Here is a 15,830-nt window from a genome sequence, read left to right on the forward strand (position 1 = left end):
CTGTCTCTGGTTCCGCGGCTTACTTCCCGGGACGCTGTGCGGCGGCCGGTGACGCTGCTGCGGGGGCGGCGGCGCTATCCTCTGCGCCGACTTCGATCTGGCGCCCGCTGTCGCGCAACACCGCATCCTCGGTGCGCTTGTTCATCACGATGATGCTGATGCGGCGGTTGATCGGGTTGAACGGGTCCTGCCGGTCCAGGTTGGCGGCCGAGGCCAGGCCCACCACGCGCAGCACCTTGTTGTCGGCCATGCCGCCCACGATCAGCTCGCGGCGCGAGGCGTTGGCGCGGTCGGCCGACAATTCCCAGTTGCTGTAGCCGGCGTCGCTCATGTAGGGCGTGGAATCGGTGTGGCCGGACAAGCCTATCTTGTTGGGCACGTCGTTCAGCACGCGGCCGATCTCGTGCAGGATTTCCTTGGTATAGGGCTGCAGCTCGGCCTTGGCCAGCGCGAACATGGGGCGGTTCTGCTCGTCCACGATCTGGATGCGCAAGCCTTCGCTGGTGATGTCCATCAGCAGCTGGTCCTTGAACTTCTGCAGCTGCGGGTTGGCCAGGATCTGCGCTTCCAGCTTGTCCTTGAGCGCCTGCAGGCGGCCCGCCTCCTCCTTCTCCAGCGCGGCCTTGGCGGCGGTCAGGTTGTAGGTCTTCTTGACCGAGGGGTCGCTGCTGGCGTTGACCTGGCCGTCACGCCGGGTCAGGTCCTTGCCGCCGCCGGGAATGACGGACGAGCTGTCGCCGCTGCCCGAGCCGCCCTGCATGGCCACCTTGAGCGGGGTCTTGAAGTATTCGGAGATGCCGTTCAAGTCGCCCTTGGTGGTGGAGCCCAGCAGCCACATCAGCAGGAAAAAGGCCATCATGGCCGTCACGAAGTCGGCATACGCAATCTTCCAGGCGCCGCCGTGGTGGCCACCGCCGCTCTTCTTGATGCGTTTGACGATAATCGGCCGCAGGCCTTCTTCAGCCATGGTTCACCTTATTTGGACTTGGACTTCTTGATATGGTCTTCCAGCTCGCTGAAGGTGGGGCGCTCGGTCGAGTACAGCACCTTGCGGCCGAATTCCACCGCCAGCGCCGGCGCATAGCCATTCAGGCTGGCCAGCAGCGTCACTTTCACGCACTGGAACATCTTGGTCGATTCTTCCAGCTTCTGCTCCAGCAGGCTGGACAGCGGGCCGATGAAGCCATAGGCCAGCAGAATGCCGAGGAAGGTGCCGACCAGGGCGTGTGCGATCAGGATGCCCAGCTCGGCCGGGGGGATGCCCACCGATTCCATGGTGTGCACCACGCCCATCACGGCCGCCACGATGCCGAAGGCCGGCAGGCCGTCGCCCAGCTTGGCGATGCAGTGGGCCGGCACGGCGCCCTCGTGGTGGTGGGTCTCGATCTCGTTGTCCATCAGGTTCTCGATCTGGAACGCATCCATGTTGCCGGACACCATGAGGCGCAGGTAGTCGGTCATGAATTCGACGATATGGTGGTCCTGCAGCACCGTCGGGTACTTGCTGAACACCGGGCTGTTTTCCGGGCTTTCGATATCGCCCTCGATCGACATCAGGCCCTCCTTGCGGACCTTGGACAACACGTCGAACAGCAGCGACATCAGCTCCATGTACAGGTCCTTGGTGTAGCGCGAGCCCTTGAACAGGGTAGGCAGCGCCGCCAGGGTGGCCTTGATGGCCTTGCCGTTATTGCCGACCACGAAGGCGCCGATGGCGCCGCCGCCTATCATGACCAGTTCCAGCGGCTGGAACAGCACGGCCAGGTGGCCGCCGCTGGCGGCATAGCCGCCGAACACGCCGGCCAGAACAATCACATATCCGATGATGACTAACAAGTGCCCTGACTCCTGTATCGATGGGGACGCCGTGGCCGCCAGGCAGCACATTCCCACACGGCAACAACAAGCGCGCGATTATGACGCGCTCTTGGTCCGTTTTCAACAAATTTATCTATGGAACTACAATAGCGTGACTAAGGCTACCGGGGCAAGCAAATCACCGCAAATGATGCTTAAAAGCACCAAACATACAGTGGCTTGCCCTCCTCTGAGGCAAGGATAGTTCGGTCAGGGGCTTGGACCTCAACTATGAATTCGTAACTGAGCAACATGGCGCCCGGCCGCATTTCCGCCCTGGCCTTGCGCCACAACGGACCCATCGCCGCCGGCGACAGATAGGCAAACACCACATCGAACCGGCTGAAATCGAGCTGCTCGTAATCGCGCCGCAGTAGCTGCACCGGCAGGCGGGCCAGACGGGCGCGCAGCCAGCTGGCCAGCCACGGCAGCGGCGCCAGTTCGACCCCAGTATAGTCCAGATCGGGACGCACCCGGGCCAAATACAGCAGGAAACCGCCCAAGCCGCTGCCGATGTCTACCACGCGCAACGGATGTTCACGCACGGCATCAGGCGGCGGCAGCAGTTGGCGCACCGCATCCCACACGGCCGGGGTGGAGGGATAGTAAGGCACCTGGGTGCGGAAGGTGGACCAGTACCAGCCCAGCATCAGCAGGAAGACCAACAGGAACAGCCAGGACGGCAGTCCCAGGGCCAGCGCGGCCAGCACGGCCACGGGAAACAGCAGCTGGATGGCGCGCCACCACGGCGCCAGGCCCAGCTTCCAGGTCAGCAGCATGGCCAGCAGGCCCTGGATCAGGGCCGCGTGCAGCACGGTGAGGGGGAGCTGGAAGGCGTTCAGCACATACAGCAGGATGGCGGACAGCAGCAAGGCGCCGCCCTGGATCAGCAGCGCCTGGACGGCGGGGGCGCGCAGCAGGCGCCGGCGGCCCTGGGCCTGGCCTGGGGTCACGCGGCCAGCACCTCGGCCTCGGCGTCGCGCGCCTTCTTGGTCTTGCCGGCGCGCGAGGGCATGTGGCACAGGCCGCACACATAGCCGCCGTGCAGGTCCATGGCGTTGACCACGAATTTGCCCGAGCATTTCTGGCACGGCGCCACGTCCAGCATCTTGCTGCCGAAGAAGCGCACCAGGGTCCAGGCCCGGGTCAGCGACAGCAGCGGCTCCTCGCCCGGCTCCGGCGGCATTTGCTCCAGGTACAGCTTGTAAGCCTTCATGACGGCCTGGATGCCGCTGGCGCCGGCGTGCAGCACAAGGAATTGATAGATATTAACGAACAGCGAGGAATGGATATTCGGTTGCCAGGTCAGGAACCAGTCGGTGGAGAACGGCAGCATGCCCTTGGGCGGCGATACGCCCTTCAGCTCCTTGTACAGCTTGAGCAGGCGCTCGCGCGACAGCGACACTTCCGATTCCAGCAGCTGCAGGCGGGCGCCCAGCTGTATCAGTTCGATCGCCAGCTGGATTTCCTGGGCTTCGGAGACGACGCTTTTCTTGGTCATGGCAGGCTCCCGGCGCGGCTCAGACGATTTCTTCGACCGGCTGGCCGGCCATCAGGATGGCGGCGTGCGACTGGGCCAGCACGCGATCCTTGTTGTAATTGGTCAGCATGGACAGGATGGCGCCATCGTCGAAGCGGAAGCGGGCCAGCATCATATTGCCGCCAGCCAGTTTCAGGATCTGGGCGTTGCTCATGCCTTCGATCAGGTCGGCAATGTCGGCGGAGATGCCCAGGCGGAAGATCGCAGTCACCTTGTCCGCGCGGATCATCTGCTGGGCCAGCATCAAATAGCTCAGGTTGGCGTCGCGGATTTCAGCCATCATATCGTTAGCGGTCATTTCCCTCTCCTTGTATCGAACTGCGGAACACAATTGCGTTTCCAGTGAGATACATTCTGCCCGAGCAATAAATGCACGCACAGAGGTGTTGCTCTGGATTTTCTGTCGGGAAATAACGGAGACGACCTGTCAGCGTTTGTCTGACAAACGCATGCAGATCGAGGGCCGACGCCCTTGCGGCGCGGGTTTGCGGGGTGGTCGGCTTATCAAAAAACCCGCTTGCTGAAGCGCCGAACTGGACCACGATGCGACTCTTTTTTGCCACACCTGAGTTCTTAACGGCATGTGTTTCTGGAACTTTAGGGTCAAAACCAAAAAAAATTCAGAAATTTTGCGCTTGCTTACAAGTTGCTAGCGAGCATGCCAACGCGGTTTTCCGCGTATCTAAACCCGGTTACGGCAGGCCGGCGAAGAACTTTAGGGTGTTTTTGAATTTTTTTTGAAAAAAGACGATTTTTTTTCGGGAGCGGCTACACTCGCGGCTTCGGCGCCTGCCCCACGGCGCCACCGCACTGGAAGGTATTTGAATGACAACACGTGACGATTGCCTGGCGCGCGACGCCGCCGATCCGCTGGCGCCCTTGCGCGGCCAGTTCGACCTCCCGCCCGGGGTGATTTACCTGGATGGCAACTCCTTGGGCGCCCGGCCCAGGGCCGCGCTGGAGCGCGCCCGGCAGATCATTGCCGAGGAATGGGGCCGCGACCTGATACGCAGCTGGAACACGGCCGGCTGGTTCGACCTGCCGCGCCGCCTGGGCGACCGCCTGGCCCCGCTGGTAGGCGCCCTGCCGGGCGAGGTGGCGGTGACCGACACCACCTCGGTCAACCTGTTCAAGGCCCTGGCAGCCGCCCTGCACATGCAGGCCGACAACCCGGCCACGGCCGCGCGCCGCGTGATCGTCACCGAGCGCAGCAACTTCCCCACCGATATCTATATGGCCGAAGGCCTGGCCGCCTGGCTGGACCGGGGCTACCAGCTGCGCCTGATCGATGCGCCCGAGGAACTGGCGGGCGCCGTCGGCGCCGACACGGCGCTGGTCATGCTCACCCACGTCAACTACCGCAGCGGCTACCAGTACGACATGGCGGCCGCCAGCGCCGTGGCGCACGCGGCCGGCGCCCTGGTCGTGTGGGACCTGGCCCATTCAGCCGGCGCGGTGCCGGTCGACCTGCACGCGGGCGGCGCCGACCTGGCCGTGGGCTGCACCTACAAGTACCTGAACGGCGGCCCCGGCGCGCCGGCCTTCATCTGGGTGCCGCAGCGCCACCAGGCCGCCTTCCGCCAGCCGCTGTCCGGCTGGTGGGGCCATGCCCGTCCGTTCGCCATGGCGCCCGCGTTCGCCCCGGCCGACGGCATCGCGCGCGCCCTGTGCGGCACCCAGCCCATCGTCTCGCTGGCCCTGGTCGAATGCGGGCTGGACGTGTTCGCGCAGACCGATATGGCCGCCATCCGCGCCAAGTCGCTGGCCCTGACCGATCTGTTCATCGCCCTGGTGGAGCAGCGCTGCGCCGGCCATCCGCTGCAGCTGGTGACACCGCGCGAACATGCCCGGCGCGGCAGCCAGGTCAGCTACGCCCATCCGCACGGCTACGCCGTGATGGCGGCCCTGATCGCGCGCGGCGTGATCGGCGACTACCGCGAACCGTCCATCATGCGCTTCGGCTTCACGCCCCTGTACACCAGCCATGCCGACGTATGGGACGCGGTGGACATCCTGCGCGACATCCTGGACCGCCAGGACTATGACATCCACGCCGAACGCGGCGCCGTGACCTGAGGAATACCCATGAGCGACCAACCCCAACACGCTTCCGGCTGCCCCTTCGGCGCCGCCCCCGCCTCCGCTCCTGCCGCCGGGGCCCAATGGCACGGCGCGCAAATGGACTTCAGCCAGTCCATGAGCTACGGCGACTACCTGGCCCTGGACCGCATCCTGAACGCCCAGCATCCGCTCTCGCCCAACCACAACGAGATGCTGTTCATCGTCCAGCACCAGACCAGCGAACTGTGGATGAAACTGATGCTGCACGAAATGCGCGCCGTGCGCAGCCATCTGCGCGCCGGCGACCTGCCGCCGGCCTTCAAGATGCTGGCCCGGGTGGCGCGCATCATGGACCAGCTGGTGCACGCCTGGGACGTGCTGGCCACCATGACGCCGCCCGAGTACACGGCCATCCGCCCCTACCTGGGCGCCTCGTCCGGCTTCCAGTCCTACCAATACCGCGAGATCGAATTCATCCTGGGGAACAAGAACGCCGCCCTGCTGGAGGTCCACCAGGCCACGCCGGAACTGTACGCGCTGCTGGACACGGCGCTGCGCACCCCGTCCGTGTACGACGAAGCCATACAGCTGCTGGCGCGCCACGGTTTGCCCGTCGCGGCGCAGCGCCTGCAGGCGGACGTGACCCAGCCCACCGTGGCCGACGCGTCCGTCAAGGAAGCGTGGCTGGCCGTGTACCGCGATCCGCAGCGCTACTGGAGCCTGTACGAACTGGCTGAAAAGCTGGTCGACCTGGAGACCGCCTTCCGCTTCTGGCGCTTCCGCCACGTCAGCACGGTGGAGCGCATCATCGGCTTCAAGACCGGCACCGGCGGCACGGCCGGCGCCAGCTACCTGCGCAAGATGCTGGACGTGGTGCTGTTCCCCGAGCTGTTCGAGCTGCGCACGGCGCTGTAAATACCCGCGCTTTCGGCCCTGCCGAGGTTCGCTGCTGGGCTGCCAACGCCTTGAGGCAGGTCAAACTCCTGTCCGAACTCCTTCGCCACACTGGCTTCTAAGAGTAGCGCACATCTTGTGCGCGCTCTCTTACACCCGAAGGAGTACCAAAATGAAAAAAGTAATCTATGCCGCGCTTGCGGTAGCGGGGATGACGGCAGCCGCCGCATCCCAGGCGGCGCTGTACATGACCATCATGAACGGCCCCACCCAGTCCCCCATGAACAACTCGCCGGCCACCGGCTCGGTGGTGCTGATCTATGAACCGGGCACCCACATGTTGACCATCAACTCGGCCTTTGCCGGCCTGCTGGCCAACAGCACCGGTGGCCACATCCACTGCTGCACCCCGGTCAGCGGCGGCGGCGACGCCGCCATCGCCATCGACAGCCCGAACTTGCCCGGCTTCCCGGTCGGCAGCCGCTTCGGGCCGTACACCCGTACGCTCAACACCAGTATTCCCGCCACCTGGGATCCTGCCTTCCTGGCCGCCCACGGCGGCACCACTGCCGGCGCCGAGGCGGCGCTGTTGGCAGGGCTAAGCGGCGGCAAAGCGTATTTCGACGTGCACAGCGTGAACTATCCCAACGGTGAAATCCGCGGCTACCTGAAAGGCGTGGGCCTGGCGGCCGAGTCGGATTAAGTAGCCGTTCCAGGCGGCGGCACAGAATAAAAGGCCCGCGCGGCTCGATCAGCGGCGCGGGCCCGGCGGCGAGAGGCAGCCTGAGGCAGGCTTACTTGGCGCCGCCCAGCAGCATCTCGTTCAGGCGCTTGACGAAGGAGGCCGGATCGCTGAGCGAACCGCCTTCGGCCAGCAGCGCCTGGTCAAACAGGATGTGGGCCCAATCGTTGAACCGGGCGCCGGCGTCCTGGTATTTCAGGCGCGTCACCAGCGGGTGGTGCGGGTTGATTTCCAGGATGGGCTTGGTCTCCGGCGCATTCTGGCCGGCCGCCTTCAGCATGCGCAGCAGGTTGCCGGACAATTCATGCTCGTCCGCCACTAGGCAGGCCGGCGAGTCCGTCAGGCGGAAGGTCACGCGCACGTCCTTGGCCTTGTCGCCCAGCGCATCCTTCATCTTGCCTACGAGTTCCTTGTACGAGGTCTCGGTTTCCTCGTGTTCCTTCTTCTCGGCCTCGTCTTCCAGCTTGCCCAGGTCCAGGCCGCCCTTGGCCACCGACACCAGTTCCTTGCCATCGAACTCGGTCAGGAAGGACAGCATCCATTCATCCACGCGGTCGGTCAGCAGCAGCACTTCCACGCCCTTCTTGCGGAAGATTTCCAGGTGCGGGCTGTTCTTGGCGGCCACGTAGCTGTCGGCCGTGACGTAGTAGATCTTGTCCTGGCCTTCCTTCAGGCGCGACACATAGTCTTCCAGCGACACGGTCTGGGCGTCGCTGTCGCCGTGGGTGGAGGCGAAGCGCAGCAGCTTGGCCAGGCGGTCCTTGTTGGCCGCGTCCTCGCCCACGCCCTCTTTCAGCACCTGGCCGAATTCGGTCCAGAAGGTGGCGTACTTGTCCTTTTTCTCCTGCTCTTCGGCATTGGCCAGTTCCTCCAGCATGCCGATCACGCGCTTGGTGGAGCCGTCGCGGATGACCTTGACGTCGCGCGATTCCTGCAGGATTTCACGCGACACGTTCAGCGGCAGGTCGGCCGAGTCGATCACGCCCTTGACGAAGCGCAGGTAGGTCGGCAACAACTGCTCGGCGTCGTCCATGATGAACACGCGCTTGACGTACAGTTTAAGGCCGCCGCGCTTGTTGCGGTCCCACAGGTCGAACGGCGCCTTGGCCGGGATGTACAGCAGCTGGGTGTATTCGCTGCGGCCTTCGACGCGGTTGTGGGTATGCGTCAGCGGGGCCTGGAAGTCGTGCGAAACGTGCTTGTAGAATTCGTCGTACTGTTCCAGGGTGATGTCGGACTTGCTGCGGGCCCACAGGGCGCTGGCCTGGTTGACGGTTTCCAGCTCGTCCTTCAGGGCCATTTCCTTTTTCTCTTCGTCCCACTCTTCCTTCTGCATCACGATGGGCAGGGAGATGTGGTCGGAATACTTGCGGATGATGGACTTCAGCTTCCAGGACGACAGCAGCTCGTCCTCGCCTTCGCGCAGGTGCAGGATGATGTCGGTGCCGCGGCCGGCCTTCTCGATCTGCTCGACCGAGTAATCGCCCTCGCCGCCCGATTCCCAGCGCACGCCTTCCGAGGCCGGCAGGCCGGCGCGGCGCGATTCCACGGTGATGTTGTCGGCCACGATGAAGCCGGAGTAGAAGCCCACGCCGAACTGGCCGATCAGGGCGGCGTCCTTCTGCTGGTCGCCGGACAGCTTGCCGAAGAATTCCTTGGTGCCCGACTTGGCAATGGTGCCCAGATGCGAAATGGCTTCGTCGCGGCTCAGGCCGATGCCGTTGTCGGAAATGGTGACGGTGCGGGCCGCCTTGTCGAACGAGACCTTGATCTTCAGTTCATGGTCGTTGCCATACAGGGCGTCGTTGTTGATGGCCTCGAAGCGCAGCTTGTCGGCCGCGTCGGACGCATTCGAGATCAGTTCACGCAGGAAGATCTCTTTATTCGAGTACAGGGAGTGTATCATCAGCTGCAGCAGCTGCTTCACTTCCGCCTGAAAACCCAGGGTCTGTTTTTCGCTCATCTTGGTGAACCTCTTATGCAAGTTGGTCAGGAAAGCCAGGAGGTGGGGATGATAGACAAGATTTCAAGGGGCGGCTAGCGCCCCAGTTCACGTTCCAGGAAACGCCACACGGCCGGGTCCTGCATGGCCGCCACATTCAGCCGCATGCGGGCCGAAGGCAGCTGCTGGGGCGAGAACAGGCTGCCCGGCGCCAGCAGCAGGTTGTGGGCCATGGCCCGCTCGGCCAGCGCGTTGGTGTCGCAGCCGGCGTCGACCCAGACGAACATGCCGGCCGGCGAGACCGCATCCACCTTCAGCCCAACCCGCTCCATCTGGCGCACGGTCTTGGCGCGGATCGCGTCCAGCCGGGTGCGGATACGCTCGGTGTGCTTGCGGAAGGCGCCTTCGGACAGGACCTTGTACACCACCCGCTCGCCGATCTCGCTGGTGGTCAGGGTGGTCAGCATCTTGCGGTCGGCCAGGCGCCCGGCCCGCTCGGCCGAAGCCGCGATATAGCCGACCCGCAGGTTGGCCGCCATGGTCTTGGAAAAGCCGCCCAGGTAGATCACCCGCTTCAGCTGGTCCAGCGCCGCCATGCGGGTGGCCGGCTGCACCGCGCTGCCCGGATGCAGGTCGGCGTAGATATCGTCCTCCACCACGATGAAGTCGTGTTCCTCGGCCAGGCGCAGCACCTGGAAGGCCTTGGCCGCCGACAGCGAGGTGGAGCTGGGGTTGTGCAGCACCGAGTTGACGATGTACAGCCGGGGCTTGTGCAGGGCCGCCAGCTCGGCCAGGCGGGCGATGTCCGGGCCGTCGGCCAGGCGCGGGATGCCCACCACCTTGGCGCCCAGGGCGGCGAAGGAGCCGAACATGAGGAACCAGGCCGGATCGTCGACGAAGATGGTGTCGCCGGGGCGGCTGAACTCGCGCGCCACCATGTCCAGCGCCTGGGTCACGCCCAGGGTGGTGACGATCTGCTCGGGCGCGGCGCCGATTTCCAGCTCGGCCAGCTTGTGCTGCAGCTGCTGGCGCAGCGGCAGGAAGCCCTGCGGCAGGCCGTAGTTGACCAGCAGCGCGGGGTTCTGGCGGCTGACCGAGCGCAAGGCGTTGGCGATGGTGGCGCCGTCCAGCCAGTCGCCGGGCAGCACGCCGGAACCGGGCATCTGCTGGTGCGGCAGCTGGCGGAACATGTTACGCACCAGCCACACCACGTCGATCGGCTTGCTGCCGGCCAGGGCGTCGGCGCCGATCTGCGCCTCGGCGGCGGGCAGCATGGACGCCCGCTCGCGCACATAGAACCCGGCGCCGCGCCGCGATTCCAGATAGCCGCGCGCCACCAGCTTGTCGTAGGCCGCCACCACGGTGAAGGCCGACACCCCGTGGCCGGCGGCGAACTGGCGGATGGACGGCATGCGCGCGCCGCTGCGCAGCAAACGGTCGTCGATGCGCGCCGACACCGAGCGCACGATCTGGTCGGTCAGCGACTCGCCGGATTCGCGCGACAGCAGGCCCAGCAGGGATGCCGTGGATGCGGTGGACGCCGCCGCACGCAGCGGCATGGAGTGTGTATTGGTCATTTCACCGTCACAGTATGAGAAACTATGTCTGAAAGTGTATTGGTACTGTATTGGTTTTGTCGATTAGGATACACCCGTCCCCGCCATCCCGCTACCGCAAAACGGACCTCGATGCCGGCCCGGATGGGAATGGGCCGCTACTCGAGAGTACAATAATGGATTCTTTCATGCCCCAACCTGGAACCACCATGTCAGTTTACGAAAAACTCAAAGCGCTAGACATCACCCTGGCCGCGCCGGCCACGCCGGCCGCCGCCTACGTCATGTATGTACAGACCGGCAACCTAGTCTTCCTGTCCGGCCACATCGCCAAGCGCGCGGATGGCAGCGTGTGGGTGGGCCAGCTGGGCAAGAACATGGAGACCGCCGAAGGCAAGGCCGCCGCGCGCGCCATTGCCATCGACCTGCTGGGCACCCTGCAGGCGGCGGTAGGCGGCGACCTGACCCGGGTCAAGCGCATCGTCAAGGTCATGAGCCTGGTGAATTCCACTGCCGACTTCACCGAGCAGCACCTGGTGACCAACGGCGCCTCCGAGCTGCTGGGCGAGGTGTTCGGCGACGCCGGCAAGCACGCCCGTTCGGCCTTCGGCGTGGCCCAGATCCCGCTCGGCGCCTGCGTCGAGATCGAGCTGATCGCCGAAGTCGAGTAATCCCGCAGGCAGCGCTCTTACCCGGGCGCCGCCCGTTCCCGAGAGCCCGCCACAAGCGCGCCTGATAGCTGTTAGCCTTAGTTAGTGAGAGCCGTATGAAAATCGAAAACAAGAACCCCATCCAGTGGCGCTTCTCGGAGCGCGCGGACCAGCTGCAAAGCTCCTTCATCCGCGAAATCCTGAAGATCACCCAGCAGCCCGAGATCATCTCGTTTGCCGGCGGCCTGCCGTCCCCGCTGACCTTCCCGGTCGACACCATGAAGGCCGCCTTCGACCACGTGCTGAGCACCACCGGCACCACCGCCCTGCAATACGGCCCGACCGACGGCTACCTGCCGCTGCGCCAATGGATCGCCGACAGCCTGTCCACCGACGGCGCGCGCATCGTCCCGGAACAGGTACTGATGGTGTCCGGCTCGCAGCAGGCCCTGGACCTGCTGGGCAAGGTGCTGATCGACGAAGGCAGCCGGGTGCTGGTCGAGACCCCGTCCTACCTGGGCGCCCTGCAGGCGTTCTCGGTGTACCGCCCCGAATTCGTCTCGGTCGATACCGACGACCACGGCCTGGTGCCGTCCTCGGTGGACAAGGTGGCCGAAGGCGCCCGCCTGCTGTACTCCCTGCCCAATTTCCAGAACCCGACCGGCCGCACCATGTCGGTCGAGCGCCGCCAGCAACTGGTGGAAACCTGCGCCCGCCTCGGCCTGCCGCTGATCGAGGATGATCCGTACGGCGCCCTCAGCTACAAGGGCGAACCGCTGCCCAAGATGGTGGCCATGAACCCGGACGGCGTGATCTACATGGGCTCCTTCTCCAAGGTGCTGACCCCCGGCATCCGCCTGGGCTATGTGGTGGCCCCGCTGCCGCTGGCGCGCCGCCTGGAGCTGGCCAAGCAGGCCGCCGACCTGCACACCTCGCAGCTGACCCAGATGGTGGTGCACCACGTGATCAAGGATGGCTTCCTGGACCAGCACATTCCCAAGATCCGCGCCCTGTACGGCGACCAGTGCCAGGTCATGCTGGACGCCATGGCCGAGCAGTTCCCGGAAGGCGTGACCTGGACCCGTCCGGAAGGCGGCATGTTCATCTGGGTCACCCTGCCCCAGCACATCGACGCCCTCAAGCTGCTGGACGAAGCCATCGCCCAGAAGGTCGCCTTCGTGCCCGGCTCGCCGTTCTACGCCAATGCGCCGGCCAGCAACACCTTGCGCCTGTCCTTCGTGACGGTGCCGCCGGAACGCATCCGCGCCGGCATCGCCATCCTGGCCAAGCTGATCAAGGCCAAGCTGTAATCACGCCGATGTAAATACAACAGCGCGACCGCACGGCTGCGCTGGATTATCACCAAAAGTAACAATACGGCTGCAAAGCCGTATTGTTCAGTCAACATTACCACGGCACGGACGCCGTGCGTCCCACCCCGCATGCCTTCTGGCTCCCCGGCCTGGCAACAGCCCCAACATTTTTCACATTTCCGGAATACAAAGCGGTATGATTTAAACAGATAGTCACCACTCTTTGATCAGGCCCGCACTTGTCCAAACGCACGATAGCCTATCGAAATACCAACATTTGCCCCGGAGCGCAAATGGCGGCGCGCGCCTGGAGCAAGCGCTCGGTCAACCACGGCGAGGCGCGATGAATCCAGGCAGTTCCGGTTACGCGGCACGGCGCGAGGCCGCCATCCTGATCGTGGACGACGCGCCCGACAACCTGGCCGTGCTGCGCAAGCTCATGGTGCAGCAGGGCTACCAGACCTATGTCGCGACCTCTGGCGAACGGGCCCTGAAAATCGCGCGCCGCGCCCATCCCGACCTGATCCTGCTGGACGTCATGATGCCCGGCATGGACGGCTTCGAGACCTGCCGCCAGCTCAAGGCCCACAACGCTACCCAGTCCATCCCCGTCCTGTTCATGAGCAGCCGCAGCGATACCGAGGACGTGGTGGCCGGCTTCGACGCCGGCGCGGTCGACTACATCGTCAAGCCGCTGCGCCTGCCGGAAGTGTGCGCCCGGGTGCGCACCCAGCTCAGCATCCGCAGCAAGAGCGAGACCCAGGAAGAGCAGGCCGAACGCCTGCGCACCATCGTCAACAACATGGCCGAGGGCCTGCTCATCATCGAGCAGGACGGCCGCATCCAGTTCACCAACCCGGCCTGCGACAAATACCTGGGCTATATGGAAGGCGACCTGGCCGGCAAACGCATTGCCGACCTGCTCAATCCCCTGGTGGCGCAGGAATACCTGGACTATTTCGACCGCTACGCGGCCTCGCCGGAAACGGCGCACAGCCATGGCACGCGCGAAGTCATCATCCGCCACCGCAACGGCAGCTCGGTGTGCATGGACCTGACCCTGACGCCCATGTATTTGCGCCAGCCGCTGTTCATCGGCCTGCTGCACGACATCGCCCACCACAAGCAGTCGGAGGACGCGCTGCAGCGCGCCGCGATGGTGGACCCGCTGACCAAGATCGCCAACCGGCGCCACTTCGACACCTTCCTGGAGAAGGAATGGCAACGCGCCATGCGCAGCGGCGCGCCGCTGTCGCTGGTGGTGCTGGACGTGGACCACTTCAAGCTGTACAACGACACCCTGGGCCATCCTGCCGGCGACCTGTGCCTGCAGCAGGTGGCGCAAGCCATCGCCTCGCACGCGCTGCGGCCTACCGACCTGGCGGCGCGCTACGGCGGCGAGGAGTTCGTGCTGCTGTTCGCCGAGACCGATGCCGACGCCGCCTACCTGCTGGCGGAATCCGTGCGCGCCCATGTGGAATCGTTGCGCATCCCGCATCCGCGCTCGCCCACCTCGCACTGGATCACGGTCAGCATCGGCGTGGCCACCATCCACCCGCACCAGCTGGACAACATCGAGTCGCTGTTCGTGGCGGCCGACCGCGCCATGTACGTGGCCAAGGAGGGTGGCCGCAACCAGGTGCAGGCCACCCGTTCCGGCAGCGCCGCCCTGGACGCCGTCAAGGCCCTGGTGATGCGCTGAGCATGCGCCGGGAGCTCACCATTGCTCCGGATAGCCGGTGATGGCCGCGATCTCGCGGTACATGGACTGCAGGCGGTGGTACATCTTCAGGTAGACGCGCCGGTACAGCTGGTCGTACACGGCGCGGTGGTCCGCCACCGGCTGGAACACCCGGCCCGGGCGCGTCATGGCGCGCGCCGCCGCGCCGAAGTCCGCGTGCAGCCCCAATCCTGCCGCCACCGCCATGGCGGCGCCCAGGCCGGAGGCTTCCGCCACATGGGCGCGCGCCGCCGGCAGGCCGAAGATATCGGCCGTCAGCTGCATGGCGGCGTCGCTCTGCGCGCCGCCGCCGGCTACGCGCAGCTCCGTGATCGCCGTTCCGCTGCGCTTCTCGATGCGCTCCTTGCCTTCGCGCAGGGCGTAGGCCAGGCCTTCCAGGATGGCGCGGTACATATGGGCGCGCGTGTGCACGTCGCCAAAGCCTATCATGGCGCCCTTGGCTTCCGGCCCCGGCACCTTGATGCCCGGGCTCCAGTAGGGCTGCAGCATCAGGCCCATGGCGCCGGGCGGCACCGCCTCCACCAACTGGTCGAACAGCGCCTCCGGCGCCATGCCCTGGCGCGCCGCCGCCTCCTGTTCCAGCTGGCCGAACTGCTCCTTGAACCAGTTCACCATCCAGTAGCCACGGAAAATCTGCACCTCGGCGCTGTAGGACCCCGGCAGCGCGGCCGGATAGGGCGGTATCCATGGCGTCACTTCCAGGTAGCGGCGGCTGGTGATGTTGATGGTGGCCGTGGTGCCGTAGCTCAGGCAACCGACGTGCGGTTCCAGCCCGCCCGATCCCAGCACTTCGCAGGCCTTGTCGGCGGCGGCCGCCACCAGCGGGGTGCCGGCCGGGATGCCGGTGTCCAGCGCCGCCTGCGCGCTGACGGCGCCCAGCACGCTGCCCGGCGCGGCCAGCTCCGGCAGCATGTCCGGGCGGATGGCCAAGGCCTGCCACTTCCAGTCGCGCGCGCCGGCCCAGCGGTGGCGCTTGTAGTCGAACGGGAGATACCCCACCTGCGAGCCGGTGGAATCAACCATGCGCCCGCACAGCTTGTAGTTCAAATAGCCGGACAACAGCAGGAATTTGCGGGTGCGGCGCCAGATCTCCGGCTGGTGCGCGGCGATCCAGTTGATTTCAGCCTCGCGCCGGAAGTAATCCACCGTGTCCGACACGCCGGCCACCCGGAAGGCGGCGCGCCACCATGGTCCCAGCGGCGGCGCCTGGCCGGTGCGGCGCTGGTCCAGCCAGGTGATGGCCGGCCGCAGCGCCCTGCCCTCGCCATCCACATTGACCACGGTGCCGCGCTGGGTGGTGACGGCCACCCCGCGCACGGCGCCGGGCGCGATGCCGGATTCGTCCCACAGGCGGCGGCAGGCCAGGCACGCCGCCTGCCAGTAGCCGTCGGCGTCGTGCTCGGCCCAGCCGGGATGGGTGGAGTAATACGCTTGCAGCGGCACCTGGGCCCTGGCCGCCAGGTTGCCATCCAGGTCGAACAGCAGCGCACGCACGCTCTGGGTGCCATTGTCGATGGCGAGCAGGTACACCAGG

14 protein-coding genes are annotated in these 15,830 nt (G+C 65.5%); 6 read left to right on the forward strand and 8 right to left on the reverse strand.

Translation table 11 applies throughout. The annotated features are described in order from the left end of the window. Positions 1 to 19: 19 nt before the first annotated feature. The 5 genes from motB to flhD form a co-directional block, all read right to left on the reverse strand. Positions 20 to 967 (reverse strand): flagellar motor protein MotB, encoded by a 948-nt coding sequence (motB, locus tag ACLB1G_RS18330; protein WP_491628673.1) that lies wholly within the window; start codon positions 965 to 967, stop codon positions 20 to 22. Positions 968 to 975: 8 nt separating this feature from the next. Next, on the reverse strand, positions 976 to 1,836 hold the full coding sequence (gene motA, locus ACLB1G_RS18335; protein ID WP_491628674.1) for a flagellar motor stator protein MotA: 861 nt from the start codon (positions 1,834 to 1,836) through the stop codon (positions 976 to 978). A gap of 176 nt (positions 1,837 to 2,012) precedes the next feature. After that, entirely contained in the window at positions 2,013 to 2,810 is a 798-nt protein-coding gene (locus tag ACLB1G_RS18340) for an SAM-dependent methyltransferase (RefSeq protein WP_491628675.1), read from the reverse strand. Then, positions 2,807 to 3,358, reverse strand: coding sequence for a flagellar transcriptional regulator FlhC (flhC, locus tag ACLB1G_RS18345; RefSeq protein ID WP_491628676.1), 552 nt, complete (start codon positions 3,356 to 3,358; stop codon positions 2,807 to 2,809). Before flhC ends, ACLB1G_RS18340 begins: the two co-directional genes overlap by 4 nt. A 19-nt stretch (positions 3,359 to 3,377) precedes the next feature. Continuing rightward, positions 3,378 to 3,695, reverse strand: coding sequence for a flagellar transcriptional regulator FlhD (gene flhD / locus ACLB1G_RS18350; protein ID WP_491628677.1), 318 nt, complete (start codon positions 3,693 to 3,695; stop codon positions 3,378 to 3,380). A gap of 527 nt (positions 3,696 to 4,222) precedes the next feature. Here flhD and kynU point away from each other — a divergent pair. The 3 genes from kynU (at position 4,223) to ACLB1G_RS18365 (ending at position 7,055) form a co-directional block, all read left to right on the forward strand. Beyond that, a complete protein-coding gene (gene kynU, locus ACLB1G_RS18355) occupies positions 4,223 to 5,473 on the forward strand; it encodes a kynureninase (protein ID WP_491628678.1) in 1,251 nt (416 codons plus the stop codon). Positions 5,474 to 5,482: 9 nt separating this feature from the next. Then, positions 5,483 to 6,373: a tryptophan 2,3-dioxygenase gene (gene kynA, locus ACLB1G_RS18360; RefSeq protein ID WP_491628679.1), complete on the forward strand. Its 891-nt coding sequence runs from the start codon at positions 5,483 to 5,485 to the stop codon at positions 6,371 to 6,373. Positions 6,374 to 6,524: 151 nt separating this feature from the next. Continuing rightward, positions 6,525 to 7,055, forward strand: a complete 531-nt coding sequence (locus ACLB1G_RS18365; RefSeq protein ID WP_491628680.1) for a CHRD domain-containing protein — start codon at positions 6,525 to 6,527, stop codon at positions 7,053 to 7,055. 91 nt (positions 7,056 to 7,146) lie between these two features. Here ACLB1G_RS18365 and htpG read toward each other — a convergent pair whose 3' ends face one another. After that, positions 7,147 to 9,057: a molecular chaperone HtpG gene (gene htpG, locus ACLB1G_RS18370; RefSeq protein WP_491628681.1), complete on the reverse strand. Its 1,911-nt coding sequence runs from the start codon at positions 9,055 to 9,057 to the stop codon at positions 7,147 to 7,149. Between the two features lie 74 nt (positions 9,058 to 9,131). Continuing rightward, on the reverse strand, positions 9,132 to 10,613 hold the full coding sequence (locus tag ACLB1G_RS18375; protein WP_491628682.1) for an aminotransferase-like domain-containing protein: 1,482 nt from the start codon (positions 10,611 to 10,613) through the stop codon (positions 9,132 to 9,134). Positions 10,614 to 10,801: 188 nt separating this feature from the next. Here ACLB1G_RS18375 and ACLB1G_RS18380 point away from each other — a divergent pair, with 188 nt between their 5' ends. The 3 genes from ACLB1G_RS18380 (at position 10,802) to ACLB1G_RS18390 (ending at position 14,257) form a co-directional block, all read left to right on the forward strand. Continuing rightward, on the forward strand, positions 10,802 to 11,263 hold the full coding sequence (locus ACLB1G_RS18380; protein ID WP_491628683.1) for a RidA family protein: 462 nt from the start codon (positions 10,802 to 10,804) through the stop codon (positions 11,261 to 11,263). A 95-nt stretch (positions 11,264 to 11,358) separates the two neighbouring features. Next, complete coding sequence (locus ACLB1G_RS18385; protein ID WP_491628684.1) at positions 11,359 to 12,552, forward strand: aminotransferase-like domain-containing protein; 1,194 nt, start codon at positions 11,359 to 11,361, stop codon at positions 12,550 to 12,552. A gap of 346 nt (positions 12,553 to 12,898) precedes the next feature. Further along, positions 12,899 to 14,257, forward strand: coding sequence for a diguanylate cyclase (locus ACLB1G_RS18390; protein ID WP_491628685.1), 1,359 nt, complete (start codon positions 12,899 to 12,901; stop codon positions 14,255 to 14,257). A 15-nt stretch (positions 14,258 to 14,272) separates the two neighbouring features. On the opposite strand, the gene ACLB1G_RS18395 is transcribed toward ACLB1G_RS18390, so the two are convergent. After that, a complete protein-coding gene (locus ACLB1G_RS18395; protein WP_491628686.1) occupies positions 14,273 to 15,826 on the reverse strand; it encodes an FGGY-family carbohydrate kinase in 1,554 nt (517 codons plus the stop codon). Positions 15,827 to 15,830 lie beyond the last annotated feature (4 nt).

The sequence above is a fragment of the Duganella kummerowiae genome, from assembly GCF_053572355.1.

What these genes read in the sequence shown, in the direction of transcription:
- motB (WP_491628673.1), bottom strand. Translation starts at nt 967, where the DNA reads ATGGCTGAAGAAGGCCTGCGGCCGATTATCGTCAAACGCATCAAGAAG.
- flhC (WP_491628676.1), bottom strand. Translation starts at nt 3,358, where the DNA reads ATGACCAAGAAAAGCGTCGTCTCCGAAGCCCAGGAAATCCAGCTGGCG.
- flhD (WP_491628677.1), bottom strand. Translation starts at nt 3,695, where the DNA reads ATGACCGCTAACGATATGATGGCTGAAATCCGCGACGCCAACCTGAGC.
- kynU (WP_491628678.1), top strand. Translation starts at nt 4,223, where the DNA reads ATGACAACACGTGACGATTGCCTGGCGCGCGACGCCGCCGATCCGCTG.
- kynA (WP_491628679.1), top strand. Translation starts at nt 5,483, where the DNA reads ATGAGCGACCAACCCCAACACGCTTCCGGCTGCCCCTTCGGCGCCGCC.
- ACLB1G_RS18365 (WP_491628680.1), top strand. Translation starts at nt 6,525, where the DNA reads ATGAAAAAAGTAATCTATGCCGCGCTTGCGGTAGCGGGGATGACGGCA.
- htpG (WP_491628681.1), bottom strand. Translation starts at nt 9,057, where the DNA reads ATGAGCGAAAAACAGACCCTGGGTTTTCAGGCGGAAGTGAAGCAGCTG.
- ACLB1G_RS18375 (WP_491628682.1), bottom strand. Translation starts at nt 10,613, where the DNA reads ATGACCAATACACACTCCATGCCGCTGCGTGCGGCGGCGTCCACCGCA.
- ACLB1G_RS18380 (WP_491628683.1), top strand. Translation starts at nt 10,802, where the DNA reads ATGTCAGTTTACGAAAAACTCAAAGCGCTAGACATCACCCTGGCCGCG.
- ACLB1G_RS18385 (WP_491628684.1), top strand. Translation starts at nt 11,359, where the DNA reads ATGAAAATCGAAAACAAGAACCCCATCCAGTGGCGCTTCTCGGAGCGC.
- ACLB1G_RS18390 (WP_491628685.1), top strand. Translation starts at nt 12,899, where the DNA reads ATGAATCCAGGCAGTTCCGGTTACGCGGCACGGCGCGAGGCCGCCATC.